20 protein-coding genes are annotated in these 24,486 nt (G+C 73.0%); 8 read left to right on the top strand and 12 right to left on the bottom strand.

The genetic code is table 11. From position 1 onward, the window contains the following. Nucleotides 1–53: 53 nt before the first annotated feature. The 5 genes from PZB75_RS24195 to PZB75_RS24175 are packed head-to-tail and all read left to right on the top strand — an operon-like array spanning nt 54 to nt 6,043. Nucleotides 54–1,934: an ABC transporter substrate-binding protein gene (locus PZB75_RS24195; RefSeq protein ID WP_275537396.1), complete on the top strand. Its 1,881-nt coding sequence runs from the start codon at nt 54–56 to the stop codon at nt 1,932–1,934. 2 nt (nt 1,935–1,936) lie between these two features. After that, nucleotides 1,937–3,019: an ABC transporter permease gene (locus PZB75_RS24190; protein ID WP_275537395.1), complete on the top strand. Its 1,083-nt coding sequence runs from the start codon at nt 1,937–1,939 to the stop codon at nt 3,017–3,019. After that, entirely contained in the window at nt 3,016–3,936 is a 921-nt protein-coding gene (locus PZB75_RS24185; protein WP_275537394.1) for an ABC transporter permease, read from the top strand. The genes PZB75_RS24190 and PZB75_RS24185 overlap by 4 nt, the downstream gene beginning before the upstream one ends. Continuing rightward, complete coding sequence (locus PZB75_RS24180) at nt 3,933–5,000, top strand: ABC transporter ATP-binding protein (protein ID WP_275537393.1); 1,068 nt, start codon at nt 3,933–3,935, stop codon at nt 4,998–5,000. Before PZB75_RS24185 ends, PZB75_RS24180 begins: the two co-directional genes overlap by 4 nt. Then, complete coding sequence (locus PZB75_RS24175) at nt 4,997–6,043, top strand: ABC transporter ATP-binding protein (RefSeq protein ID WP_275537392.1); 1,047 nt, start codon at nt 4,997–4,999, stop codon at nt 6,041–6,043. Before PZB75_RS24180 ends, PZB75_RS24175 begins: the two co-directional genes overlap by 4 nt. A 52-nt stretch (nt 6,044–6,095) precedes the next feature. On the opposite strand, the gene PZB75_RS24170 is transcribed toward PZB75_RS24175, so the two are convergent. The 9 genes from PZB75_RS24170 to rimP form a co-directional block, all read right to left on the bottom strand. Continuing rightward, nucleotides 6,096–7,049 (bottom strand): bifunctional riboflavin kinase/FAD synthetase, encoded by a 954-nt coding sequence (locus PZB75_RS24170; RefSeq protein WP_275537391.1) that lies wholly within the window; start codon nt 7,047–7,049, stop codon nt 6,096–6,098. 41 nt (nt 7,050–7,090) lie between these two features. Beyond that, entirely contained in the window at nt 7,091–11,149 is a 4,059-nt protein-coding gene (locus tag PZB75_RS24165) for a trypsin-like peptidase domain-containing protein (protein ID WP_275537390.1), read from the bottom strand. A gap of 197 nt (nt 11,150–11,346) precedes the next feature. Further along, the gene (truB, locus tag PZB75_RS24160) at nt 11,347–12,303 is read right to left on the bottom strand and encodes a tRNA pseudouridine(55) synthase TruB (RefSeq protein WP_275537389.1); all 957 of its coding nucleotides are present in this window, start codon (nt 12,301–12,303) and stop codon (nt 11,347–11,349) included. Further along, on the bottom strand, nt 12,300–12,764 hold the full coding sequence (rbfA, locus tag PZB75_RS24155) for a 30S ribosome-binding factor RbfA (RefSeq protein ID WP_275537388.1): 465 nt from the start codon (nt 12,762–12,764) through the stop codon (nt 12,300–12,302). The genes truB and rbfA overlap by 4 nt, the downstream gene beginning before the upstream one ends. A gap of 73 nt (nt 12,765–12,837) precedes the next feature. Beyond that, the gene (locus PZB75_RS24150) at nt 12,838–13,131 is read right to left on the bottom strand and encodes a DUF503 domain-containing protein (RefSeq protein ID WP_275537387.1); all 294 of its coding nucleotides are present in this window, start codon (nt 13,129–13,131) and stop codon (nt 12,838–12,840) included. 137 nt (nt 13,132–13,268) lie between these two features. Beyond that, nucleotides 13,269–16,364, bottom strand: coding sequence for a translation initiation factor IF-2 (infB, locus tag PZB75_RS24145; RefSeq protein ID WP_275537386.1), 3,096 nt, complete (start codon nt 16,362–16,364; stop codon nt 13,269–13,271). A 174-nt stretch (nt 16,365–16,538) separates the two neighbouring features. Continuing rightward, on the bottom strand, nt 16,539–16,817 hold the full coding sequence (locus PZB75_RS24140) for a YlxR family protein (protein WP_275538846.1): 279 nt from the start codon (nt 16,815–16,817) through the stop codon (nt 16,539–16,541). Nucleotides 16,818–16,996: 179 nt separating this feature from the next. Next, complete coding sequence (gene nusA, locus PZB75_RS24135; RefSeq protein ID WP_275537385.1) at nt 16,997–18,040, bottom strand: transcription termination factor NusA; 1,044 nt, start codon at nt 18,038–18,040, stop codon at nt 16,997–16,999. A gap of 2 nt (nt 18,041–18,042) precedes the next feature. After that, the gene (gene rimP, locus PZB75_RS24130) at nt 18,043–18,540 is read right to left on the bottom strand and encodes a ribosome maturation factor RimP (protein ID WP_275537384.1); all 498 of its coding nucleotides are present in this window, start codon (nt 18,538–18,540) and stop codon (nt 18,043–18,045) included. A gap of 173 nt (nt 18,541–18,713) precedes the next feature. Here rimP and PZB75_RS24125 point away from each other — a divergent pair, with 173 nt between their 5' ends. From PZB75_RS24125 to PZB75_RS24115, 3 genes are read left to right on the top strand one after another with little or no spacing between them, the layout of a single operon-like run. Continuing rightward, on the top strand, nt 18,714–19,265 hold the full coding sequence (locus PZB75_RS24125; RefSeq protein ID WP_275537383.1) for a hypothetical protein: 552 nt from the start codon (nt 18,714–18,716) through the stop codon (nt 19,263–19,265). Continuing rightward, nucleotides 19,262–19,759 carry a ferritin-like domain-containing protein gene (locus PZB75_RS24120; protein WP_275537382.1) on the top strand — a complete coding sequence of 166 codons (498 nt, stop codon included), beginning with the start codon at nt 19,262–19,264 and terminating at the stop codon, nt 19,757–19,759. Before PZB75_RS24125 ends, PZB75_RS24120 begins: the two co-directional genes overlap by 4 nt. A gap of 53 nt (nt 19,760–19,812) precedes the next feature. After that, entirely contained in the window at nt 19,813–20,715 is a 903-nt protein-coding gene (locus PZB75_RS24115) for an aminoglycoside phosphotransferase family protein (protein WP_275537381.1), read from the top strand. Between the two features lie 250 nt (nt 20,716–20,965). Here PZB75_RS24115 and PZB75_RS24110 read toward each other — a convergent pair whose 3' ends face one another. The 3 genes from PZB75_RS24110 to PZB75_RS24100 all read right to left on the bottom strand — a co-directional run bounded on the left by PZB75_RS24110 (nt 20,966) and on the right by PZB75_RS24100 (nt 24,297). Next, nucleotides 20,966–22,666, bottom strand: a complete 1,701-nt coding sequence (locus PZB75_RS24110) for a proline--tRNA ligase (RefSeq protein ID WP_275537380.1) — start codon at nt 22,664–22,666, stop codon at nt 20,966–20,968. Nucleotides 22,667–22,784: 118 nt separating this feature from the next. Beyond that, nucleotides 22,785–23,363: a GNAT family N-acetyltransferase gene (locus tag PZB75_RS24105; protein ID WP_275537379.1), complete on the bottom strand. Its 579-nt coding sequence runs from the start codon at nt 23,361–23,363 to the stop codon at nt 22,785–22,787. Between the two features lie 88 nt (nt 23,364–23,451). Continuing rightward, nucleotides 23,452–24,297, bottom strand: coding sequence for a GNAT family N-acetyltransferase (locus PZB75_RS24100; RefSeq protein ID WP_275537378.1), 846 nt, complete (start codon nt 24,295–24,297; stop codon nt 23,452–23,454). Nucleotides 24,298–24,486 lie beyond the last annotated feature (189 nt).

The raw sequence follows: 24,486 nt of genomic DNA, 5'->3' as shown, positions 1-24,486 counted from the left end.
ACCCGAGAGCCATCCGCCATTCTCCGTGCGAGTCATGACGCGAGGTCCCGTCCATGGTCACAAGCGTTCCGCCCAGCTCTCCCCACCAGCCACGCCTTCGACTGCGCCTGCTCCTCGCCTCCGGTGTCGCCGCGCTCGCACTGGCGGCCGGATCGGTCTTACCCGGCGCTCCGCTGTCCCCGGCCGCGCAGAGCGCGCGGGCCGCCGACGGTGGAGACGGCAGGACCACGCTCACGGTCGCGGTGGCGCAGAGCGTCGACTCGTTGAGTCCGTTCCTCGCCCAGCGGTTGGTGAGCACCAGTGTCCACCGGCTGATGTACGACTTCCTGACGAACTACGATCCCCAGGACAACCACGCGATCCCCGGCCTGGCCACCACGTGGGAGCCGTCGGCGGACAAGCTGACGTGGACGTACACCATCCGCTCCGACGCCACCTGGTCGGACGGGCAGCGGGTCACCGCCGAGGACGCGGCCTGGACCTTCGACAAGATCATGACCGACGAAGCGGCGGCCACCGCGAACGGCAGCTTCGTCACCAACTTCAGGAAGGTGACGGCGGCCGGGCCGGAGAAGCTGGTCATCCAGCTGAAGCGGCCGCAGGCCACGATGACCGCGCTCGACGTGCCGATCGTCCCGAAGCACATCTGGGAGAAGGTCGGCGACTTCTCGAAGTTCAACAACGACACGGCGTTCCCGATCGTCGGTGACGGGCCGTTCGTCCTCACGGACTACAAGGTCGACAGTTACGTCAGGCTCAGGGCGAACAAGGACTTCTGGCGCGGCTCGCCGAAGTTCGACGAGATCGTCTTCCGCTACTACAAGGACCAGGACGCGGCCGTCGCGGCGCTGCGCAAGGGGGAGGTGTCCTTCGTCGCGGGCAGCCCGAGCCTGACGCCCGCCCAGTCGGCCTCGCTGAAGAACACCGAGAACATCAAGGTGAACGACGCACCGGGCAGGCGCTTCTACGCGCTGGCCGTCAACCCCGGTGCCCGCACCAAGGACGGTACGGAGTTCGGCGACGGGAATCCCGCGCTCCTCGACCAGCGGGTCCGGCAGGCGCTCTTCCTGGCCGTCGACCGCCGGACCGTCATCGACAAGGTGTTCCAGGGCCACGCGGTGGAAGGCGCGGGTTACATCCCGCCCCGCTTCTCCACGTACTTCTGGCAGCCGCCCGCCGAGCGGAAGCAGGCGTACGACCCGCGGCGGGCCGCCGCCCTCCTCGACAACGCCGGCTACCGGAAGAACGCCGCGGGCAAGCGCGTCGGCAAGGACGGCAGGCCACTGGACCTCCGCATCCTCTGCCACGCGACCGACCCCAACGACAAGGCGGTCGGCAAGTACCTCCAGGAGTGGTGGGGCGGCCTCGGCATCGGTCTGAAGGTCGACTGCCTCGACAACGTCACCGACCCCTGGTACGCCGGTGAGTACGACCTCGCCTTCGACGGCTGGTCCGTCAACCCGGACCCGGACTTCGTGCTGTCGATCCACACCTGCGCCGCCCTGCCCACCAGGCCGAGGACGTCCGCGACGACCGACAACTTCATCTGCGACAAGGAGTACGACAGGCTCTACGACCAGCAGCTCGCCGAGTACGACCCGGCGAGGCGCGCCGGAATCGTCAAGCGGATGGAGTCGCGGCTGTACGACTCCGGGTACATGAACGTCATGGCGTACCCGAACGCCGTGGAGGCCTACCGCACCGACCAGATCGAATCGATCACCACGATGCCGGCCGCCGCGGGCAACATCTGGGGACAGGACGGCTACTGGAGCTGGTGGTCGGCGGTCCCGGCCGGATCGTCGGCCGACGGTGGCGGTGGCGGTGGGTCGACGGGGGTGCTCATCGGCGTCGGTGCGGCCGTCGTCGTCCTGGCCGGTGGCGGGCTGCTGATCGCCCTGCGGCGCCGGTCCACCGCGGAGGACCGTGCCTAGCCATGAGCGCTGACGACACTCCCGCGTCCATGACGGTCGCCACGGGCGTGGACCGCGCCGGGGCCGGGGGCCCGGCGGAGGCCGGTCCCCCGGCCCGTGGTCCGCGAACCCGCGCCTATCCGCTTTACGTGGCGGGCAAGTTGGGCGGCGCAGCCGTCTCCCTGTTCGCCGTGCTGGTGACCAGCTTCTTCCTCTTCCGGCTGATACCCGGCGATCCCGTCAAGCAGATGACCGGCGGACGGCAGGTCTCGAACGAGCAGATCACCTCCATGCGACGGGAGTTCGGCCTCGACCTGCCGCTGTGGGAGCAGTTCACCCACTACTGCGGCAAGGCGCTCACCGGGGACCTCGGCACGTCGTACCAGTTCCGCGCGCCGGTCGTCGACAAGATCTCCGAGGCACTGCCCGCGACCCTGTTGCTGACCGGTACCGCCTTCGTCCTCCACACCGTCATCGGGATCTGGCTGGGTTCGCGCTCCGCCTGGCGCGGCGGATCGGCCGGGGACCGCTTCCACACCGCGCTCGCGCTGACGCTCTACTCGGTGCCGTCGTTCTGGCTGGGTCTGCTGCTGATCGTCACGCTGTCGGTGGGCGTCGGGCCGGTCCCCGGACTCTTCCCGACCGGCGGCATGGAGTCGGGCGACGGGAGCGGCTTCGGGTACGTCCTCGACGTCGGCCACCACCTGGTGCTGCCGGTCGTCACCCTCGTCGCCGTCGAGTACGCGCGCACCCTGCTGGTGATGCGGTCCTCACTGCTCGACGAGATGGACGGCGACTATCTGACGACGGCCCGCGCGAAGGGGCTGCGGGACGACCTCGTACGCCGTCGGCATGCCGTGCCGAACGCCCTGCTGCCGACCGCGACCCTGCTCTTCGTCAACCTCGGCAACACGGTGGCGGGCGCGATCCTGGTCGAGACCGTGTTCTCCTGGCCCGGTCTCGGCGGCCTCTTCTACCAGGCGCTGAGCGTGCCCGATCTGCCTCTGGTGCAGGGGCTGTTCTTCGTCTTCGCCGCGGCGGTGATCCTGATGAACACGCTCGCCGACCTGATCCTTCCGCTGCTCGATCCCAGGGTGGGCCGATGACGACCTCGGCCGACGCGGTGGGAAGCGCGGGGCCGCGCGCCCTGGCACGGGCCCGCAGGCGCCGGGCCCTCGCCCTGTTCTGGCGGCGGTACCGGCGCCGTCGTGCCGGGCTCGTCGGCCTCGCCGTTCTCGTACTGATCGCACTCCTGGCGCTGCTCGCCCCCGTCCTGGTGGGTTCGGACTCGCTGAGCGTCACCGCCGCTCCGGGCGGTCCGATGGAGTCACCGAGCGCCCGGTTCCCGCTGGGGACCGACCAGTTCGGGCGCAGCCTGCTGGCGCTGCTGCTGTGGGGCACCCGGGTCTCGCTGACGGTCGGGCTCCTCGCGGCGTTCCTCTCGGTGGCCATCGGGGCCCTGGTGGGAATCACCGCGGGGCACTTCGGCGGCTGGTACTCGACGGTGGTCATGCGGATCACCGACTGGTTCCTGGTCATGCCCACCCTGGTGCTCGCGATCGCGCTGGCCACCGTGCTGTCGCACTCCCTCTGGACGACCGTCCTGGCGATCGGCGTGACCACCTGGCCGACGACGGCCCGGCTGGTGCGCGCCCAGACGCTGTCCGTCGAGTCGCGCCCGTACGTCGAACGGGCCCGCGCGCTCGGCGGCGGCCACCGGCACATCATGTCCCGCCATGTGCTGCCGAACGTGATACCGCTGATCCTCGCCCAGACCACGCTGGTGATCTCCACCGCCATTCTCACCGAGGCGACCCTCGCCTTCCTGGGACTCGGCGATCCCATGATCGTCTCCTGGGGCGGGCTGCTCCAGGACGCCCGCGAGGCGGGTGCGGTCAGCTCCGGCGACTGGTGGTACCTCACCCCGCCCGGACTCGCCATCGCGGTGGTCGCGCTCGCCTTCACCCTGTGCGGACGCACCATCGAATCCGTACTCAACCCAAGGACGGAGAAGGGCCGTTGACATCCTCCACGACCGGTCGGCCGCTGCTCGACGTCAGGAACCTCCAGGTGACCTACGGTTCGGGCGCCCTCGCCGTCCCCGCCGTACGCGGCGTCGACCTGCGGGTGGAAGCCGGCCGGAAGCTGGGCATCGCCGGGGAGTCCGGCTGCGGGAAGTCGACACTGGCGCTGGCGCTGCTGCGGCTGCTGCCCGCGTCGGCGAAGCTGTCCGGCGAGATCCTGCTGGACGGCGAGGACGTCCTCACCATGCGATGGGGGCGGCTGCGGGCCGTGCGCTGGGCGGGGGCGTCGATCGTCTTCCAGGGCGCGATGCACTCGCTGAACGCCGTGCACCGCGTCGGCGACCAGATCGCCGAACCGGTCCTGCTCCATCGCGGGACGACCCGGGCGGCGGCCCGGAGGCGGGCCGGGGAACTGCTGGAACAGGTCGGGCTGCCCGCCGCACGGGCGAGCGCCTATCCGCACGAGCTGTCCGGCGGCCAGCGCCAGCGCGTGATGATCGCGATGGCGCTGGCCTGTGATCCCGAGCTGGTCGTCGCGGACGAGCCGACCACCGCGCTGGACGTGATGATCCAGGCGCAGATCCTCCGGCTGATCGAACAGCTCGTCGCGGGCCAGGGACTCGGCCTGATCATGATCAGCCACGATCTGGCGGTGCTGGCCGACACCTGCGACCGGCTGGCGGTGATGTACGCGGGCCGGATCGTGGAGGAGGGCCCCGCCCGGCAGGTGTACGAGAACGCCCTGCACCCCTACGCGAGCGCGCTGTCCACCGCCTTCCCCAGGATCGGCGACCCCGCGTCCCGGCACGCCCCGCGCGGTCTGCCCGGTGACCCGCCGGACCCGTCGGCGCTGCCGTCGGGCTGTACGTTCCACCCGCGCTGCCCGGTCGCCGTCGACTCCTGTGCGACACGGGACCCGGAGCTGTGGGACGCGGGAGCCGGGCGGCGGGCCGCCTGTGTGCTCGTGGGGCCGCCGGGACAGGGCCGCACCGGGGCCGCCGGAGTCACCGGGGCCGGCTCGCCGGCCGGGCACGGCACCCCGGACGTCAGGAGCACCCCGTGACCGTCCCGCCCCCTCCCCCGCCGCTGCTCGGCGCGGACGGACTGGAGGTCACCTTCCCCGGCCGGCGTGGAGCCGCCGCGGCACGGGCCGTCGACGGCGTCGACCTCGCCATCCGGCCGGGCGAGATCGTCGCGCTGGTCGGCGAGTCGGGCTGCGGCAAGACGACGCTGGCCCGCGCGCTGCTGGGGCTGGTCCCGCCGACGTCCGGCCGGGTGACATTCGACGGCGTCCCGCTCGGCTACTCGGGGCGGGCCCTGAAGGCGTACCGCAGGCGGGTGCAGCTGGTCCTCCAGGACCCCAGCGGCTCGCTCAACCCCCGGCACACGGTGTACGACGCGGTGGCGGAGGGGCTGCGCATCCACGGGTACGGGGGTGACGAGCGGGCGGCGGTCACGCGGGCGCTGTCACGGGCCGGGCTGCGGCCGCCCGAGCGGTTCCTCCTGCGCCGTCCGCGTGAACTGTCCGGTGGCCAGCGGCAGCGGGTGGTGATCGCGGGTGCGCTGGTCCTCGAACCCGAACTCATCGTGGCGGACGAGCCGGTGGCGTCGCTGGACGCGTCCGTGCGCGGTGAGATCCTGGCACTGCTGCTGCGGCTCCGGGACGAACTGGGCCTGTCCGCACTGGTGGTGACGCACGATCTGGGGCTGGCGTGGAACATCGCCGACCGGGTGGCGGTGATGTACCTCGGCCGGATCGTCGAGACCGGTGACGCGGAGAAGATACTGACGCGACCTCAGCACCCTTACACCCAGGCACTGTTGTCGGTCCTGCCGGAGGCGCAGGGCGATCCGGTGATTCTGTCGGGCGAACCGCCGGACCCGTCCCGGGTGCCGTCCGGCTGCCGGTTCCACACCCGCTGCCGGATTCTCGCCTCGGGCGAGGCGGAGCGTGCCGGGGTCGCCGACGCGTGCCGCACGGAGGACCTGCCGGTGCTCGCGGGCGACGGCGGGACCCGTGTGGCGTGCCACTGGGCGACGGCGGTCGCCGCCGCTCCACCGTCCTCCTCGGAGACCTCCGCCACGACGGAGGCGGAGCGGGGGTAGGGCCGGGGCCGGTCCCGGAGGCGGCCCGGTGCCACGGGCGCCGGGCGGCGGATCAGCCCCGTTCGGCCGCCGCCACCAGCTCGCTCGCGCGCTTCACATCGGCGGCCATCGCCACGAGCAGCGCGTCGATCGAGTCGAACTTCTCCTGGCCCCGGACGTAGGCGAGGAAGTCGACGGCGACATGGAGCCCGTACAGGTCGAGCCCGACGCGGTCGATCGCGTACGCCTCCACCGTCCGGTTCTTGCCGTCGAACTGCGGGTTCATGCCGACCGAGATCGCGGCGGGCATCGCCTCGCCGTCCACGTGCAACCAGCCAGCGTAGACGCCGTCGGCGGGGATCGCGGTGTGCGGCAGCGTCTGTACGTTCGCCGTGGGGAAGCCCAGTTCACGGCCGCGCCGCGCGCCGTGGACCACGACGCCCTCGACGCGGTGCGGGCGGCCGAGGATCTCGGCGGCCCCCGCCACATCGCCCTCGGCGGTCAGCCGACGGGTCAGCGTGGAGGAGAACGGTTCGCCGCCGCCCGCCTCACCGCTCACATACAGGTCGATGACCTCGACGCTGTAGTCGTGGGCCGGGCCCAGCTCGGTGAGGAGCTGGACGTTCCCCGCCGCACGGTGACCGAAGCGGAAGTTCGGGCCCTCGATGACCAGCCGGGCGTGCAGCTTGTCGACCAGGACCTTGGCGATGAAGTCGGCGGGCGCGAGCTTCGAGAACTCGGTCGTGAACGGCAGGATCAGCACCGCGTCCACCCCCAGCTCCGCCATCAGCTCCGCACGGCGGTGGTGCGGCGCGAGCAGCGGCGGATGGCTGCCGGGCCTGACGACCTCGCTGGGGTGCGGGTCGAACGTGACGACGACGGACGGCAGCCCCAGCTCGCGCGCCCGCTCGACCGCCCGGCCGATGATCAGCTGGTGTCCGCGGTGCACCCCGTCGTAGGAGCCGATGGTGACGACGCTGCGTCCCCAGTCCTGGGGGATGTCCTCCAAGCCACGCCAGCGCTGCACTCTCACCGCTCCTCGCCCGAACCCGTGTACGTGATTGTCGATTACGCAGGTCTAAGACTGCCATGCCCGGGCCCCCCGGCCCGCATCGGCATCGGGGTGCGGGAGCACAGCGTCTCCAGTGTCCGTCGCGCGCCGGGGCCGACCACGGCCGCCCACTCCTGCGGGGCGTCCTCCAGCCGGCCCAGGACGGACGCGGCGAATTCGGGAAACTCGCGGGCGAGTTCGGCGAGTTCCCGGTCGAAGCGGGACGCGCCCTCCGGAGTACGGACGAGGAGCGTCCCGGCCCGGTGCACCAGGGCCAGGGTGCGGGATTCCGGTCCCCGGTCCGCGCCGGCGGCGGCCCGGAGCAGCGCGGCGAGGACGTCCGGATCGGGCCGTGCGCCCTGTTCCGCTGCCAGCAGCTCCTCCAGCAGCTCCGCCCGCGCCTCCCGGGAGTCCGGGCTGCCCGGGGCGGCGAGCACCGGGGCGAGCGCGGCGCGCACCGGCCCGGGGCGGTCCCGCAGCAGACCGGTGACCAGTGGCCTGAGCAGGGCGCGGGCGGCGGGTCCGTGTTCCAGCCTGCGGTCGATGTACGCGGCGGCGGCCCCGGCGTCGTCCGGGTGGTGGTCCAGGTACTCGCGTACGAGATCCGCGGCGTGCAACGCCAGCGCCGGGGAGTCCGTCCCGGCCAGCGCCGACAGGACCTCGCCGGCTGCGTCGCCGGGCCGTGCGAGGCACTGCCGGAACGCCGCGAGCACCGGCTCGGGATGGGAGGTGAGGGCTTCGGCGAGAGCGGCCACGGAGGCGGACCTGCCGGGGTCCCCCGCGGCGAGGGCCCGCAGGGCGGCGGGCAGATGACGCTCCCGGGTGGCCGGGTCCTGGACGAGCACGGTGAGTGCGGGGCCCCGGACATCGGGCTCGTCGGGGCGCGACAACAGGGCGACGGCGCAGCGGTGCAGCAGGACGCGGTCGGCGGGGTCCGCGGTGTACGGGGCGACGGCCCGCGCGTGGGTGGCCGCGTCGGTCCACCGCTCGGGCCGGGCGTCGTCCCGGGCCCAGCGGTCCACGGCGCGGCACATCGCGGACGGCTCGTCCTCGGCGAGCGCGGCGAGGAGTTCACCGGCACGGGGATGGGCGGTCACGACGAGCGCTTCGACCAGATCGTCGACGGCGAGGTCCCTGCGGGCGTAGAGCAGGGCCTGCGCGGCGGCGGCGACCGTGGGCCGCATCGACTCCCCACCGTCGACCGCGTCGAAGGTCAGGGGGCGCTCGTCGGTGAACCAGCGGCAGAGCAGCGGCTGTACGGTCCGTGGCGCGGCGGCGAGCCGACGGGCGGCCGCGTCCAGATACCGTTCGCCGCAGTCCGCGCCGGGCGGCCCGTCGGCGGTCACGAGTCGCCGTAACAGATCGAGCCGGTCCGCCTCGGGCAGCCGCGGCCTCGGCCAGAACCACGGCCCGAACTCCGCGTACGCCGACCGCTCGCCCGGCCCGCCCGCGCGGCCGGGCCGTCGGGTGACCCACCCGGCGAGCGCCCGGAGCACTTCGAGGTAGGGGCGTGCGTCGGGCACCCGGAGCAGCGTCCCCGCGAGCAGCCGGGCGGCCCACCAGCGCGCCTCGTCCGCCCGCGCGGGGTCCACGGGGTGGGACGGCGCAGTGTCAGGGGCGGGTGCCGTGCCGGAGGCCGACGCCGTGTCAGGGGCCGGCGCCATGTCTGAAGCGGGCGCCGTGTCAGGGGCCGGCGCCATATCTGAAGCGGGTGCCGTGTCAGGGGCCGGCGCCATGTCTGAAGCGGGCGCCGTGTCAGGGGCCGGCGCCATGTCTGAAGCGGGCGCCGCAGCCGAGACAGGTGCCGCCACGGAGGCTGCCGCCGCGCGTACGGACGCGCGGGCCGTGGGCACCCGGAGAGCCGGTGGCGCCGGAGCCGGTGGCGCCGACCGGTTCAGGGCGTCGGCCAGACCGGCCATCCGGCGGGCCAGCGCGTCCGTACCGTGGCGGCGCTCCAGCAGCAGCAGCGCCTGGATCACGGGGCCGACGCGGTGCCGGGGCACGGGAAGGACCCGGGTGCCCGGCGGCTGCGCCGGACCGCCCCGCGCGCCCCTCCCCGGACGGCCCGGCACAGCCGTCGGCGTCACCGCCGCCGCGCCCGTACCCGCACCCGCACCCGCACCCGCACCCGGGGCCCGTCCGGGCATCGGCTCGGACGGTTCCCGCCGTTCGGAACGCTCCTTCTCCGGCCGCCGCTCCCTCTCCGGCCGGGGGCAGAGCCGTCCGTCCCCTCGGGCCCGGGGCGGACCGCCCCGCTCCCCCGGCATCGGCGCGTCCGCACCCCATCGGTGCACCAGCGCGTGCAGTGCCGCGTCCACGTCCAGGTGCGCCCCCTGCACCCAGTCCCCCAGCTCCTCGTGGGCGAAGCGGTAGCCCGTGCCCGCCGCGACCAGCAGCCCCTCCGTCAGGACGGCCGCCGCCCAGCCCGTGTGCCACGGGAAGATCTCCTCGAACGCGGCCCGGTCCAGTTCGCCCTGTCCCGGTCCGAGGCACCGCCTCGCCGCCTCGTGGACCCGTCCCGCAACCCGCGCCGCCGTTCGGCGTACCTCTGCGCCGCGCGGGGCGGGACCGCTCCGCGCGGTGACACGGACCGCGATGCGCAGACACATCAGGTCCAGATGGGCGGCGAACACGTCCTCGGTGCCGGGCCGTCCGGGCACATCGGCGGGTAGCTCCTCCCGCACCCCGGCGAGCAGCCGCAGGGTGAGCGGATGCCGGTCGGCGACGGGGGCCACGGCGCCGGGCGGCAGGGCGTACCGTTCACGGGCCCGTTCCGCCTGGCGCGCGGTCAGATCGCCGATCCGGACGGCCGGCGGCAGCGCGGGGGCGGGCCGTGCGGGACGGTACAGCGCGCCGGGCGGCCAGTGGGTGCCGGCCGTCCCCCAGTGCTCGGGCCGGCAGGCGATCACCAGTCGCGCCCTGTTCGCCGTCAGCCAGCCGGTCGTGGCGGTGGTCCAGCCCGCGGGGCGGTGGGCGAGTGCGGGCGGCATCTCCTCGGGGCCGTCGAGGAGCACGAGGAGTGGGCTGCCCCAGGCGACGGCGAGCCCCGCGACGCGCTCGGGGGTGGTGTCGGCCATGGCGCCCCGCGCCCCGGCGGCAGTGACGATTCGCCCGGCCCGGCGCAGGGTGCGGGCGACCGCGTCGGCCAGCGAGGTGTCGTCGGCCCGCAGATCGGCGCCGCGCAGCCGGACGGTGAGTGCCGGGACGGTGCCCCGGGCCCGGCGCGCGGCGAGCGCGGCGAGTTCCGTCGTGCGCCCGGTGCCCGGCTCGCCGACGAGTCCGAGGACCACGGGGCCGCCCGGGTCCTCGCGCGCGGCGGTGAACGCCGCGAGCTCGGCGGCGATCCCGGGACGTTCGACCGGCTCGGGCCGCGTGTCCACCGGACGGCCGACCGCCGGACCGTCCGGGGCCGTGGTCAGCCGGGACGCTCCCGCGAGGTTCAGATCGCGCCCGTACCCGGGCACCACCACCGCGTTACGGCGTACCAGCTCGGCCAGTACCGGCTCGTCGTCCCGGCCCCACAGCGGCATGGCGAGCCCGGCGGCCGGATGTCCCGCGCTCAGCCGGGTGCCGAGGACGGCGAGCACCGCGCCGGTCTCCGGGTCGACGACCGGGCCGCCCACCGCCGCACCGCCCGACCGCAGCGCGTCCCGGCCGTCGGTGCCGAGCGCCAGCTCCATCGCCTCGCCGACCGGACGGCTGCGTCCGCCGCAGGTGTAGGTGGCCGTGGCCGGCCCGAGCACCCGCGCCTCCCGCCAGCCGTGGGCGGCGATCCGTACGTACGCGCCGGGTTCGATACGGCCTCGGACGGCGATCGGCAGCGGCCGTACGCCGAGCGTGTCCGTCCCGTCGGTGCGCAGCAGTGCGAGGTCCAGCTCAGGCAGAGCGATGACGGTGTCGGGACCGGCGGGACAGGTCCGGCCGTCCGCCCCGTGCAGCACGAGGCCGGTCCGGCCGTCGACGGCCTCGTGGCTGGTGACGACCGTGCCCCGGTCGTCCGCGACGAACCCGGTGCCCCGGGGCCGTCCGTTCTGATCGCAGATCGTGATCAGCGCCGACCGGCTCCCGCTACCCATGCGTACGACGGTAAGCCGGGAATGATCACCCCATGCACCGCTGGTGATGAAAGCGCCCCCCGGCGCACCCCTTGTTCACTCCGAGCGCCCGTCCATCGGAGTGAATACGCGAGGTGAGTTGGACAGCATGTCCGAGGGGGGACGGTGGAGCGGGCGGCGGGGGCCGCCCGCTCCGCTCAGGACTCAGGGCTCAGGACTCAGGCGAAGACGGCGAGGCTCTTGGCCTTGCCCCGCTGGTCCTCGACGAGGACCAGGAAGCGGCCGTCGGGTCCGAAGACCGCGACCGGCTTGCCCTCCGGGTAGCCGGGCATGTCCACCCGCACCCCGTTGAGCAGCAGTTTGGCCCGCTTCTCGTCGACGTCCCAGCGCGGGAACGCCGACGCGGCCGCCTCGGCGACGGGCATCACGGTCAGTTCCCGCTGGTGCAGGTCGAGCGACTTCGCCGCGTCGATCCCGTACGGTCCGACCCGGGTGCGCCGCAGCGCGGTCAGATGTCCTCCGACACCGAGCCCGGCGCCCAGGTCGCGGGCGATGGCGCGGATGTACGTGCCGGACGAGCAGACGACCGAGACGACGAGGTCGACGACCGGGGTCCCGTCCTCCGCCACCGCCGGGCGGACGTCGTAGACGCGGAAGGACGAGATGGTCACCGGGCGGGCCGGGATGTCGAACTCCTCGCCGCCCCGGACCCGGGCGTACGACCGCTTGCCGTCGATCTTGATGGCGCTGACCTTCGACGGGACCTGCATGATCCGGCCGGTCAGTGCGGCGACCCCGGCGTCGATGCCCTCGCGCGTCACCCCGGAGGCGTCGGTGGACGAGGTGATCTCGCCCTCCGCGTCGTCGGTGACGGTGTCCTGGCCGAGCCGGATCGTGCCCAGGTACTCCTTCTCGGTCAGCGCGAGGTGGCCGAGGAGCTTGGTGGCCTTCTCCACGCCGAGGACGAGTACCCCGGTCGCCATCGGGTCCAGCGTGCCGGCGTGGCCGACCCGCCGGGTGCGGGCGATGCCGCGCATCTTGGCGACCACGTCGTGCGAGGTGAAGCCGGCCGGCTTGTCGACGATGACCAGGCCGTCCGGCACCCCCGCGGCGCCCTCGTCCGAGGCCGCCGTGTTCGCGCCCCGTGCCCGGGGCGTCCTGCTCCGCTCTGTCATTCGGACGCCGGGGCTTCGTTCTCGTCGGTCCCGTCGGTCTCGTCCTCGGGCTTGCGGTACGGGTCGGCGTCACCGGCGTACTTCGCACCGGTCGACACCTGGCGCACCTCCGCGTCCTTCGCCCGCGCCTTGTCGAGAAGGTCCTCGATGGTGCGGGCGTTGTCCGGCAGGGCGTCCGGGACGAAGGCCAGGGACGGCGTGTGGCGGACCCCGGTCTGCCGGCCCACCTCGGACCGGAGGACGCCCTTGGCGCTCTCCAGCGCGGCGGCCGAGGCCGCCCGCTCCTCGTCGTCGCCGTAGACCGTGTAGAAGACCGTGGCCTCCCGCAGGTCCCCGGTGACCCGGGCGTCCGTGATCGTCACGAATCCGAGCCGCGGGTCTTTGATACGCCGGTCCAGGGTCTCCGCGACCACGACCTGGATCCGATCGGCCAGCTTGCGGGCCCGCGCGTTGTCGGTCACCGGTCCGTCACTCTTCCTTCTGGGTTTTGCTTACGGTCTGACGTTGTTGCGATGTGCTGATCCACGACGGAGTTCAGTCCTCGTCGCTGTGCAGCCGCCGTCGAACCGACAGCAGCTCCACCTCGGGACGGGCCGCGACCATGCGCTCGCACCGGTCCAGCACGTCCGAGAGGTGTCCGGTCTCCCCGGAGACCATCGCGAGGCCGATCTCGGCCCTGCGGTGGAGGTCCTGGTCGCCCGTCTCCGCCACGCTCACCGCGTACTTGCGCTGGAGCTCGGCGACGATCGGACGTACGACGGAGCGTTTCTCCTTCAACGAACGTACGTCGCCGAGGAGCAGATCGAAGGACAGCGTCCCCACATACATAGGTGTCCGGATGTCCCGCCGGTTCGGGTTCGCGCCCCGCCAGTGCTTGGCGGGGACACAAGAACCGTACACGGAACGGCCGGGGCCGATCGACGGAAATACGACCCGTCGACCGGCCCCGACTGTTGAGGTACGGGTCAGCCTCGCGGCTTCTCGCGCATCTCGTACGTCGCGATGACGTCGTCGATCTTGATGTCGTTGAAGTTTCCGAGGTTGATACCGCCCTCGAAGCCTTCGCGGATCTCGGTGACGTCGTCCTTGAAGCGGCGCAGACCGGAGATGTTGAGGTTCTCCGCGATGACCTTGCCGTCGCGGAGCAGGCGCGCCTTGGTGTTGCGCTTGACCTCGCCGGACCGGACCAGCACACCGGCGATGTTGCCCAGCTTGGACGAACGGAAGACCTCGCGGATCTCCGCCGTACCCAGCTCGACCTCTTCGAACTCCGGCTTGAGCATGCCCTTGAGGGCCGCTTCGATCTCTTCGATCGCCTGGTAGATGACCGAGTAGTACCGGACGTCCACACCCTCGCGCTCGGCCATCTGCGCGGCACGCCCCGCGGCGCGCACGTTGAAGCCGATCACGATGGCGTCGGAGCCGGTCGCCAGGTTGATGTCCGACTCGGTGACCGCACCCACACCGCGGTGCAGGACCCGGATGTCGACCTCTTCGCCGACGTCGAGCTGGAGCAGCGAGGACTCGAGGGCCTCCACCGAACCGGACGCGTCGCCCTTGATGATGAGGTTGAGTTCCTGGACCAGACCGGCCTTGAGCGCCTCGTCCAGGTTCTCCAGGGAGAACCGGACACCCCTGCGGGCGAAGTTGGCGTTGCGCTCACGAGCGGCACGCTTCTCGGCGATCTGACGGGCCGTACGGTCCTCGTCCACCACCAGGAAGTTGTCGCCGGCGCCCGGGACGTTGGTGAGACCCAGTACGAGGACGGGGGTCGAAGGACCCGCTTCCTCGACGTTGCCGCCCTTGTCGTCGAGCATGGCGCGGACTCGGCCGTAGGCGTCACCGACGACCATCGTGTCACCGACGCGGAGCGTTCCGCGCTGGACGAGCACCGTGGCGATGGCGCCCCGGCCGCGGTCGAGGTGGGACTCGATCGCGATGCCCTGCGCGTCCTGGTCCGGGTTGGCCCGCAGGTCGAGCGAGGCGTCGGCGGTGAGGACGACGGCCTCCAGGAGAGCCTCGATGTTGAGGCTCTGCTTGGCGGAGATGTCGACGAACATCGTGTCGCCGCCGTACTCCTCGGCCACCAGCCCGAACTCGGTGAGCTGACCGCGCACCTTGGTCGGGTCGGCACCCTCGACGTCGATCTTGTTGACCGCGACCACGATCGGCACATCGGCCGCCTTGGCGTGGTTCAGCGCCTCGATCGTCTGGGGCATCACACCGTCGTTCGCCGCCACCACGAGGATCGCGATGTCGGTCGACTTGGCACCACGGGCACGCATGGCGGTGAACGCCTCGTGGCCCGGGGTGTCGATGAAGGTGATCTTGCGGTCCTCGCCATTGACCTCGGCGGAGACCTGGTACGCACCGATGTGCTGCGTGATGCCGCCGGCCTCGCCCGCGATGACGTTCGTCTTGCGGATCGCGTCCAGCAGGCGGGTCTTTCCGTGGTCGACGTGACCCATGACGGTCACCACCGGCGGACGGGAGACCAGGGCCTCTTCGCCGCCCTCGTCCTCGCCGAACTCGATGTCGAAGGACTCCAGCAGCTCGCGGTCCTCCTCCTCCGGGCTGACGATCTCCAGGACGTAGTTCATCTCGTCCGCGAGGAGCTTCAGCGTCTCGTCGGAGACGGACTGCGTGGCGGTGACCATCTCGCCGAGGTTCATCATCACGGCGACGAGCGACGCCGGGTTGGCGTTGATCTTCTCCGCGAAGTCGGTCAGGGAGGCACCGCGCGACAGCCGGACGGCCTGTCCGTTGCCACGGGGCAGCATGACGCCGCCCACCGACGGGGCCTGCATGGCCTCGTACTCCTGGCGCCTCTGCCGCTTCGACTTGCGACCACGACGCGCGGGACCGCCGGGACGGCCGAACGCGCCCTGTGTGCCACCGCGGGCGCCTGGACCACCGGGACGACCACCGAAGCCGGGACGGCCGCCGAAACCGCCGCCACCACCGGGACGACCGGCACCGCCGCCGCCACCACCGGGACGACCGGCGAAGCCACCGCCGCCACCGCCGCCGCCACCGGGACGACCGGCGAAGCCGCCGCCGCCACCGGGACGACCGGCGCCGCCACCGGCACCGCCGGGACGACCGCCGCCGCCCGCACCGGGACCACGGCCACCGCCGGGGCCACCGCCGGGACGCGGACCCGCGGCCGGACGCTGCGGCATCATGCCCGGGTTCGGACGGTAACCGGCGGGACCGCCGCCGGGACGGGGAGCCTGCGGACGGGGCATGCCGCCCGGAGTCGGACGGGCACCGCCCTGACCCTGGGGACGCGGAGCGCCGCCGGGACCGCCCTGCGGACGCGGGGCGCCGGGACCACCCTGGCCACCACCGGGACGCGGAGCGCCACCGCCGGGACGGGGCGCCTGGGGGCGCGCCATGCCGGTGGAACCGCCGGAGGTGAAGGGGTTGTTGCCGGGACGGGGACCCGCCGGACGCGCGCCGCCGGGGCGCGGGGCGCCCTGACCGGCCGGACGCGCCGGACGCTCGCCGCCACGGCCGCCGTCGCGCTGGCCACCGTCGCGCTGACCGCCGGCCGGGGCCGGACGGGCGGGGCGGGGGCCGGGGGTGGCACCCGCGGGACGCGGGGCCTGCTGCTGCGGAGCGGCCGGCTGGGCCGGCTCCGGAGCGGAGAACTCGGCCACGGGCACCGGAGTGACCGGGGCGGGCTTGGGCGCGGGCTTCGGGCCCGGACGGGGGCCCGCGGCCGGCGTGGGAGCCGGGGCGCTGCTCGGGGCCTCGGGGGCGGCAGGCTTGCTGGCCGGGACACCGGGCTTCGGGGCAGCGGGACGTGCCGAGGCGGCCGGGGAGGGCGCCGCGGGCTTCGAGGGCGCGGCCTTGCGGGGCGCGCCGGGCTTGGCAGCGGACTTGCCGGCGTTGCCGCCGGGCCCCTGCAGTGCGTCAGTCAACTTGCGTACAACCGGCGCCTCGATCGTCGAGGACGCCGAACGGACGAATTCACCGAGTTCTTGGAGCTTGGCCATGACGACCTTGCTCTCGACGCCGAACTCCTTGGCGAGTTCGTATACCCGGACCTTAGCCACTTCGCTCCTTTTAGGTCCGGGTTACCGCCGGACCGTCGCTACTTCATGGGCGTACTCATCGCGTACTCATCGAGTGCTCATCGCAATCTCGACCTACTTCCAACTCGCGAGGTACCTGACCGCACGGGGACCCGTGCCGTTCCGTGTTCTTGCTTCGTACGTCTTCTTGCCGTCCTACGGTCCCGTCCGCCCGACGAACCGCTGCAACGCGGTGGAATCGAACGGCCCCTGGGCCTTGAAGGCCCGGGGGAAGGCCCGGCGGCGAACCGCCAGGTCGAGACAGTCGGAGGCGGGGTGGATGTACGCACCCCGGCCGGGCAGCGTACCGCGTGGGTCGGGTACACACTCGTTCCCGTCCACCACGATGCGCAGCAGCTCACTCTTGGCCGCTCGCTCCCGGCATCCCACGCAGGTTCGCTCGGGGCAAACCAGGGCTTGCGTCCGGCCAGACACGTCCAAGTCTACCTCCCCGCACCGGCCGCACCCCTTTGGGGCAAAAACCGAACGGATGTTGTCGTGATCTCAGCGGCGTACTGCCCAGATCTATTCCCTGAGGGCGCCCCGGCGCGACCCATTTTCCGACGGCCGGACCACCGTCACCACCCGGTGACGGGCCGCGCGCCGGGACCGGATCAGTTCCGCTCGGCCCGCTCCCGGGCCCGCTCGGCGCGCTCCCGGTCGGCGGTGTCGCGCTCGGCGTCGGTCTCGGTGTCCGGGCGGATGTCGATGCGCCAGCCGGTGAGACGGGCGGCGAGGCGGGCGTTCTGCCCCTCCTTGCCGATCGCCAGCGACAGCTGGTAGTCGGGTACGACGACCCTGGCGGAGCGGGCACCGAGATCCACGATGTCGACCGCGCTCACCCGTGCGGGTGACAGCGCGTTGGCGACCATCTCGGCCGGATCGTCCGACCAGTCGACGATGTCGATCTTCTCACCGTGCAGCTCGGCCATGACATTGCGCACACGGCCGCCCATCGGGCCGATGCAGGCGCCCTTGGCGTTGAGCCCGGAACGGGTCGAACGGACGGCCATCTTCGTGCGGTGGCCGGCCTCGCGGGCGATGGCCGCGATCTCGACGGAACCGTCGGCGATCTCCGGGACCTCCAGCGCGAAGAGCTTCTTCACCAGGTTGGGGTGGGTACGCGACAGTGTCACGGACGGCCCGCGGACGCCCTTGGCGACCCGGACGACATAGCTGCGCAGCCGCAGTCCATGGGTGTACTCCTCGCCCGGCACCTGCTCCTGGACGGGCAGCATCGCCTCCATGCGGCCGATGTCGACGAGGACGTTCTTGGGGTCCTTGCCCTGCTGGACGACGCCGGTGACGACGTCGCCCTCCCGGCCCGCGTACTCACCGAACGTCTGGTCGTCCTCGGCGTCGCGCAGCCGTTGCAGGATGACCTGCTTGGCGGTGCTCGCCGCGATCCGGCCGAAGTCCGACGGGGTGTCGTCGAACTCCTTTGGCTCCTGGCCCTCTTCGAGGTCGGCCGGGTCCTCCTTCGCCCACACCGTCACATGGCCGTTCTCACGGTCGAGCTGCACCCGCGCCCGGCGGTGGCTTCCCTCGGTGCGGTGGTAGGCGATGAGGAGGGCCGACTCGATCGCCCCGACCAACAGGTCGAAGGAGATCTCCTTCTCGCGGACCAGACCCCGCAGGGCACTCATGTCGATGTCCACGGCTACGCCTCCTCTTCCTTCTTGTCCTTGCGGCTGAATTCGATCTCCACGCGCGCCTTGGCGATCTCCGCGAAGGAGACCCGGCGGGACGTGGGCCTGCGGCCCTTGACGCCCGGCACTTCGAGGTCGAGTCCCTCGTCGTCGACGCCGAGGACACGGGCCACCAGCTCGCCGCCCTCGATCAGATTGAGCTTGGCCAGACGGCCGATGTTGCGTACGTAGTGGCGGTGCTCCGTCAGCGGGCGGTCGGCGCCCGGGGAGCTCACTTCGAGGACGTACTCGCCCTCGCCCATCGCGTCCGTCTCGTCGAGCTTCGCGGAGATCTCACGGCTCAGCTCGGCGCAGGTGTCGAGCTCGACGCCCTCCTCGGAGTCCACGATGATCCGCAGCACACCGCGGCGGCCGGCCCGGGACACCTCGATCTCTTCGAGATCCAGCTCCTTGGCGCTGACGAGCGGTTCCAGCAACCCGCGCAGCCTCTCGCTCTGGGTGGTGCTCATCCGGGTGACTCCTCGGCCGCGTGTGCTGTTGTGGGGATCGTCGTGTGTCAGGTCAAAGGGTATCCGGTCCTGAGGGGTGTTGCCGTCCGCCCCTGCCCCGGCCGCGGGTACGCTCGCCTGCGGTGATCACTTCCGGACACCTTCTCAGGACACCTTCGGGCCGAGGGAGACACGTGCGGCGGACGGGGACGACGCGCAGGGGTGCGCTCACGGCGACGGGGGCCGCCGCGGTGGCCGCGGTACTGGCGGGCTGCGGAGGCGGTGACGACAGCGCCGACAACCGGCGGGCCGCCGCCGCGGCCGAGGTCCGGGCCTCGGCCGCACGGGCCGAACGGGCCCTGCGAGCGGGCGCCGCACGCGTCAGCGGGCAGCTGCTCACCGGGTACGAACAGGTCCTGACGGCCCATCCGACGACCGCGGCCCGGCTCACGCCGCTGCGCGACGCCGTGGAGCGGCATGTGCGCGCGCTGACGCCGGACGGCGGACCCACGCGGACGCCGGGTACGTCACCGCCGCCGCCCCCCGCGCCGGACCGGCCGCCGACGGCCGGTCCGGGGGCCGCGGTGAAGGAGCTGGCCGCGGCGGAGCGGCGGACCGCCGACACGCACGCCGCGACGCTGCTGAAGGCGGAGCCGGAGCTGGCCAGGCTGCTGGCGTCGGTCGCGGCGGCCGGAGCCGCCCACGCGTACCTGCTGACCGAGCTGGCCCGGGAGCTGCCCGCATGACCACGGAACCGACCACGTCCACGCCCCCACGCACGGGCACGCGGCCCGGGACCGGACCGGCCGCCGAACCGCTGCGGGCCGCGCAGGCCGCGCTGGCCGCCGAGCACGCGGCGGTGTACGGGTACGGGGTGCTGGGCGGCCGGGTCGCCACGGCGCGCGAGCCGGAGGCCACCGCCGCCCATCACGCGCACCGGGCCCGTCGGGACGCGCTGACACGGACGGTGCGCGACCTGGGCGGTGAGCCGGTGGCGGCGGACGCCGCGTACACCCTGCCGTTCCCGGTGACGGACTCGGCGACGGCCGTGCGGCTCGCCGCCGTCCTGGAGGACCGGGTGGCGGGCGTCTACTCCGATCTCGTACGGACCGCGTCCGGGCCGCTGCGGGGGGAGGCGGCGGGCGCGCTGCGCGAGGCCGCGGTGCGCGCGGTGCGCTGGCGGGGCAGCGGCGTAGCCTTTCCCGGGCTTTCCGAGAGGACCACGGACGGAACCCACTGACGCCCCGGCGCACCGGCGCACCCGCGAAGGCTCTGAGAGGGGACAAGGCACGTATGGGTTTCGAACCGCCGCAGCGTCTGGTGCGCGCACTCGCTGAGACGTACGGGGAGACCGCCGCCGCGCACTGGCTGGGCCGGCTTCCCTCGCTGACCGGGGACGCCCTGGCCTCGGGCGGTCCCGGGCTGTCCGTCGAACGGGTGGTGGCGCCCGGTGGCCGCAGCAGCCTGGTGTTCCTCGTACGGAGGGCCGACGGCACCGCGGCGGCGCTGAAGTTCGCGCCCCCGGGAGCGGCGCCCGAGCTGGAGCGGGCGGCGCTGGAGCACTGGAACGGATGGGGCGCGGTACGGCTCCTGGAGGCCGGTGACGGGCTGCTGCTGGAGCGGCTGCATCCGGAGGTCTCGCTGCGTTCGCTGCCGGAGGCGAAGGCGCAGCTGGAGGCGGCGGGCACGGTACGGCGGCTGTGGGTGGAGCCGCCGGCCGGTCACTCCTTCGAGACCGTCGCCGAGCGCACCGGGCGTCAGACGGAGCCGATGCGGGACGCCGCCGACGCGGACCCGACGCTCGCGCCGCTGGTGACCGCGGCCCTGGCGGCGCGCGCGGAACTCACCGCGCACTCCCCCGAACTCCTGCTGCTGCACGGGAACTTCCGCCAGAGCAAGGTGCTCGCGGGTGAGCGGGCGCCCTGGCTGACGGTCGGCCCGGAGCCGCTGGTCGGCGAGCGGGCGTACGACCTGGGACGGCTGGTGCGCGACCGGGTCGAGGATCTGATCGCCTCGTCGGGCGGCGCGGCGACGGCCCGGCGCCGGATCAGGAAGCTCGCCGAGTCGCTGGAGGTCGACCAGGAGCGGCTGCACGGCTGGACGCTGTTCCGCGCGGTGGAGTCGGGCACCCGCGCGGTGGTCGCGGGCCGCCGCCAGGAGGGCGAGCTGACGCTGGAGTTCGCGGGCTGGCTGTAGCCGGGGCGCCGCTCCGGGACGCGGGCGTGTGCGGACGCCACGTCACAGCGTCGCGGTCGGTCCGTCGTTCCGCCGCTCTTCGGACGGTCCACCGCGCTCGGCCGCCGTCTTCCGCGCGATGCGGGGCGGGTGTCCTGGCAGCGGGAACACGGAAGCGGCCGCTGCACGGAAACGGCCGGGCCTCCGTGCCCTGCGGGAACGGCGTGGGCCCCGCACACCACGTGTGCGGGGCCCACGCTTCCGCTGTCGCTCAGCCCTGGTCGGTGAGGCGGGCGATCGCCTCGTCGACGGTCAGCTCCTCGCGCTCGCCCGTGCGGCGGTCCTTGAGTTCGAGGACGCCCTCCGCCGAGCGGCGGCCCGCGACGAGGATCTTCGGGACACCGATCAGTTCCGCGTCGGTGAACTTCACGCCGGGCGAGACCCCCGCGCGGTCGTCGACGAGGACCCTGAGTCCCGCCGTGTTCAGCTTCTCGGCCACGTCGAGCGCCAGTTCCGTCTGGAGCGCCTTGCCGGCGGCGACGAGGTGGACGTCGGCCGGGGCGACCTCGCGGGGCCAGCACAGGCCCTTGTCGTCGGCGGTCTGCTCGGCGAGGGCGGCGACGGCGCGGGAGACCCCGATGCCGTACGAACCCATGGTGACGCGGACCGGCTTGCCCTGCTGGCCGAGCACGTCGAGGTGGAAGGCGTCGGCGAACTTGCGGCCGAGCTGGAAGATGTGGCCGATCTCGATCGCGCGGTCCAGCTGGAGGCCGGTGCCGCAGCGGGGGCAGGGGTCGCCCGCCTCGACCACGACGACGTCGAGGTAGTCGTCGACCTCGAAGTCACGGCCGCAGACGACGTTCTTCGCGTGGGTGTCGGGCTTGTTGGCTCCGGTCACCCAGGCGGTGCCGGGCGCGATCCGCGGGTCGGCGATGTAGCGGACCTTCTCCAGGCCCTGCGGACCGACGTAACCGCGCACCAGATCGGGGCGGCCCTCGAAGTCCTCGGCGGTGACCAGCTCGACGACGGCGGGCGCCAGGTGCTCGCCGAGCTTGCCGAGGTCCACCTCGCGGTCGCCGGGGACGCCGACGGCGACGATCTCGCCGTCGACCTTGACGAGGAGGTTCTTCAAAGTGGCGGAGGCCGGGACACCGAGGTGTGCCGCGAGCGTCTCGATGGTCGGGGTGTCGGGGGTGTCCAGCTCCTCGACGGGGCCGTGCGCCGAGCCGTCCACGGGAGCGGCGGTGAAGGTCACCGCTTCGGTGTTGGCCGCGTAGTCGCAGGCCGGACAATCGACGAAGGTGTCCTCACCGGCCGGGGCGGGCGCCAGGAACTCCTCGGACGCGGAGCCGCCCATGGCACCGGACACGGCGGAGACGATGCGGTGGTCGAGGCCGAGCCGCTCGAAGATCCGGATGTACGCGGCGCGGTGCAGCCGGTACGACTCGACCAGGCCCTCGTCGGTGGTGTCGAAGGAGTACGAGTCCTTCATCTGGAACTCCCGGCCGCGCAGCACTCCGGCGCGCGGACGGGCCTCGTCGCGGTACTTCGTCTGGATCTGGTAGAGGATCACGGGCAGGTCCTTGTAGGACGTGCACTGGTCCTTGACGACCTGGGTGAAGATCTCCTCGTGGGTGGGGCCGAGGAGGTAGTCGGCGCCCTTGCGGTCCTTGAGCTTGAAGAGCAGGTCGCCGTACTCCTCGTACCGCCCGCTCGCCTCGTACGCCTCCCTGGGGAGCAGGGCGGGCAGCAGGACCTCCTGGCCGCCGATGGCGTCCATCTCCTCGCGGACGATCCGGGTGATGTTCTCCAGGACCTTCTTGCCCAGCGGCAGCCAGGACCAGATCCCGGCGGCGGTGCGGCGGACGTACCCGGCCCTGACGAGCAGCTTGTGGTTGAGCGTCTCGGCGTCCGCCGGGTCGTCGCGCAATGTCTTGATCATCAATCGGGACATGCGCTGGACCTGGGCCATGGTGAACTCCTGCTCGACTGTGTCTTCCGGGGCGACGTCTTCCGGGGGGCGACCCCCCGGACCCCCGAAGGTGATGTCAGCGAGGTTAGCCGGGCGGCCCGTGCGGGCGGAAATCGATTCAGCGTCCGCGCCGCAGCGGAAGCGGGGCTCCCATCACCGCGTACGGTCTGGGGGCGCTGGGGAAGAGCACCTGCCGGGCGAGGTCCTGGTAGCCGAGGCCGCGGTACAGCGCGCGGGCCGGGCTCTCCGTGTCGACGGCCGAGAGGATGGACCGGGGCTGGTGGACGGCGTCGGTGATGGTGGTGATCAGGGCGCGGCCGGCGCCGCGGCCCTGGAACGCCGGGTGGACGTGGAGTTCGGTGATCACGAAGGAGTCGTCGAGCCAGTCGTCGCTGCCGGTGGCCCGGAGACAGGGCTCGACCACCGTCGACCACCAGTGGGTGCGGTCGTTGGGCATGCCGTAGACGAAGCCGACGAGCCTTCCGGCGGGGGTGGTGGCGCCGAGGGCCCGGGCGTCCGGGTGTTCGAGGTGGCGGAGCACGATGTGTCTGCGCACCTCGATCTCCTCCCGGCCGAGGCCGAAGGCGACGGCCTGTACGGCCAGTGCCTCGTCCACGCGCGAGGTGAGGTCGACCGGTCCGACCGTGAGGCCGGGGACCGGGGAGTGAGGAGGATCGTCTCCTGGGGCTGCTGCCATGTCGCCGACCCTACTGTTCCCGGCGCGCGAGTGGCGCGGGGCCGGGGGCCGGACCGCGCGGGCGAGGCCGCCCGGCAGGGGTACGCGGTCAGAAGAGCACGCTCATGAAGGCGCCGACCTCACGGAAGCCGACGCGGGCGTAGGACTTGCGGGCGGCGGTGTTGTAGTCGTTCACGTACAGGCTGACGATGGGTGCGACATCGGCGAGGGCGAGCCGCAGGACCGCCGCCATGCCGGTCTCGGAGAGGCCCCGGCCGCGGTGTTCCGGGGCCACCCAGACGCCCTGGATCTGGCATGCCTGGGGGGTGGCGGCGCCGATCTCGGCCTTGAAGACGACCTTGCCGTCCTCTATCCGGGCGAAGGAACGGCCGGAGCCGATCAGCTCGGCGACCCGGGCCTGGTAGAGCAGTCCGCCGTCACCGGCCAGCGGGGAGATGCCGACCTCCTCGGTGAACATGGCGACGCACGCGGGCATCAGGACGTCCATCTCGTCCTTGCGGATGCGGCGGACCAGCGGGTCGGCGGCGACCGTCCCGGAGGGCTGCTCGGCGACCATGAGCGGCTGGTTGGCCCGGACGTCGCGGGCGGGGCCCCAGGTGGGTTCGAGCAGCCGCCACAACTGGGCGGTCGGTCCCGCGGGGCCGACGATCGAGGAGCAGCGGCGGCCGGCGCGGCGGGCCCGGTCGGCGAAGGCCCGGATGGCGTCGGGAGTGGTGCAGATGGGGACGAGGTTGGCACCGGAGTAGCAGAGCGAGCGCAGTCGCCCTTGTTCGTACCAGCCCCACATCTCGCCGCCGAGCCGCCAGGGGTCGAGCCCGGCGACCCGCACACGGGACGTGACGAAGGCGTTGGTGACGGGCTCGCTCTCAAGGATGGCGAGCGCGGCACCGAGCTCGCCGGGTTCGAGGACCCGGGTGGTGGTCTGCGTCAACACGAGGGGGCCTCACCATGCGGTCTGCTGATTTCCGCACTGTACCCAAAGAGGTCGGCGGACGCCGCCGCGAGGGGTGATCCCGCTGCCCGCCGGCCCGTCGGCCGAGGGCGTACGCGGTCCGCCGCGCTCGGCCGTCGGCCCCGTCGGAGGAGGTCCGACGGGGCCGAGGCGGTGGTTCGCGATTCCCGT

This window comes from Streptomyces sp. AM 4-1-1, from assembly GCF_029167625.1.
In the GTDB taxonomy this organism is placed as follows: domain Bacteria; phylum Actinomycetota; class Actinomycetes; order Streptomycetales; family Streptomycetaceae; genus Streptomyces.
This window is presented reverse-complemented; position numbering and strand designations above follow the sequence as displayed.

Coding starts and splice junctions, on each gene's coding strand:
- PZB75_RS24195 (WP_275537396.1), top strand. CDS start 54: ATGGTCACAAGCGTTCCGCCCAGCTCTCCCCACCAGCCACGCCTTCGA.
- PZB75_RS24190 (WP_275537395.1), top strand. CDS start 1,937: ATGAGCGCTGACGACACTCCCGCGTCCATGACGGTCGCCACGGGCGTG.
- PZB75_RS24185 (WP_275537394.1), top strand. CDS start 3,016: ATGACGACCTCGGCCGACGCGGTGGGAAGCGCGGGGCCGCGCGCCCTG.
- PZB75_RS24165 (WP_275537390.1), bottom strand. CDS start 11,149: ATGGGTAGCGGGAGCCGGTCGGCGCTGATCACGATCTGCGATCAGAAC.
- truB (WP_275537389.1), bottom strand. CDS start 12,303: ATGACAGAGCGGAGCAGGACGCCCCGGGCACGGGGCGCGAACACGGCG.
- PZB75_RS24150 (WP_275537387.1), bottom strand. CDS start 13,131: ATGTATGTGGGGACGCTGTCCTTCGATCTGCTCCTCGGCGACGTACGT.
- rimP (WP_275537384.1), bottom strand. CDS start 18,540: ATGAGCACCACCCAGAGCGAGAGGCTGCGCGGGTTGCTGGAACCGCTC.
- PZB75_RS24120 (WP_275537382.1), top strand. CDS start 19,262: ATGACCACGGAACCGACCACGTCCACGCCCCCACGCACGGGCACGCGG.
- PZB75_RS24115 (WP_275537381.1), top strand. CDS start 19,813: ATGGGTTTCGAACCGCCGCAGCGTCTGGTGCGCGCACTCGCTGAGACG.
- PZB75_RS24110 (WP_275537380.1), bottom strand. CDS start 22,666: ATGGCCCAGGTCCAGCGCATGTCCCGATTGATGATCAAGACATTGCGC.
- PZB75_RS24105 (WP_275537379.1), bottom strand. CDS start 23,363: ATGGCAGCAGCCCCAGGAGACGATCCTCCTCACTCCCCGGTCCCCGGC.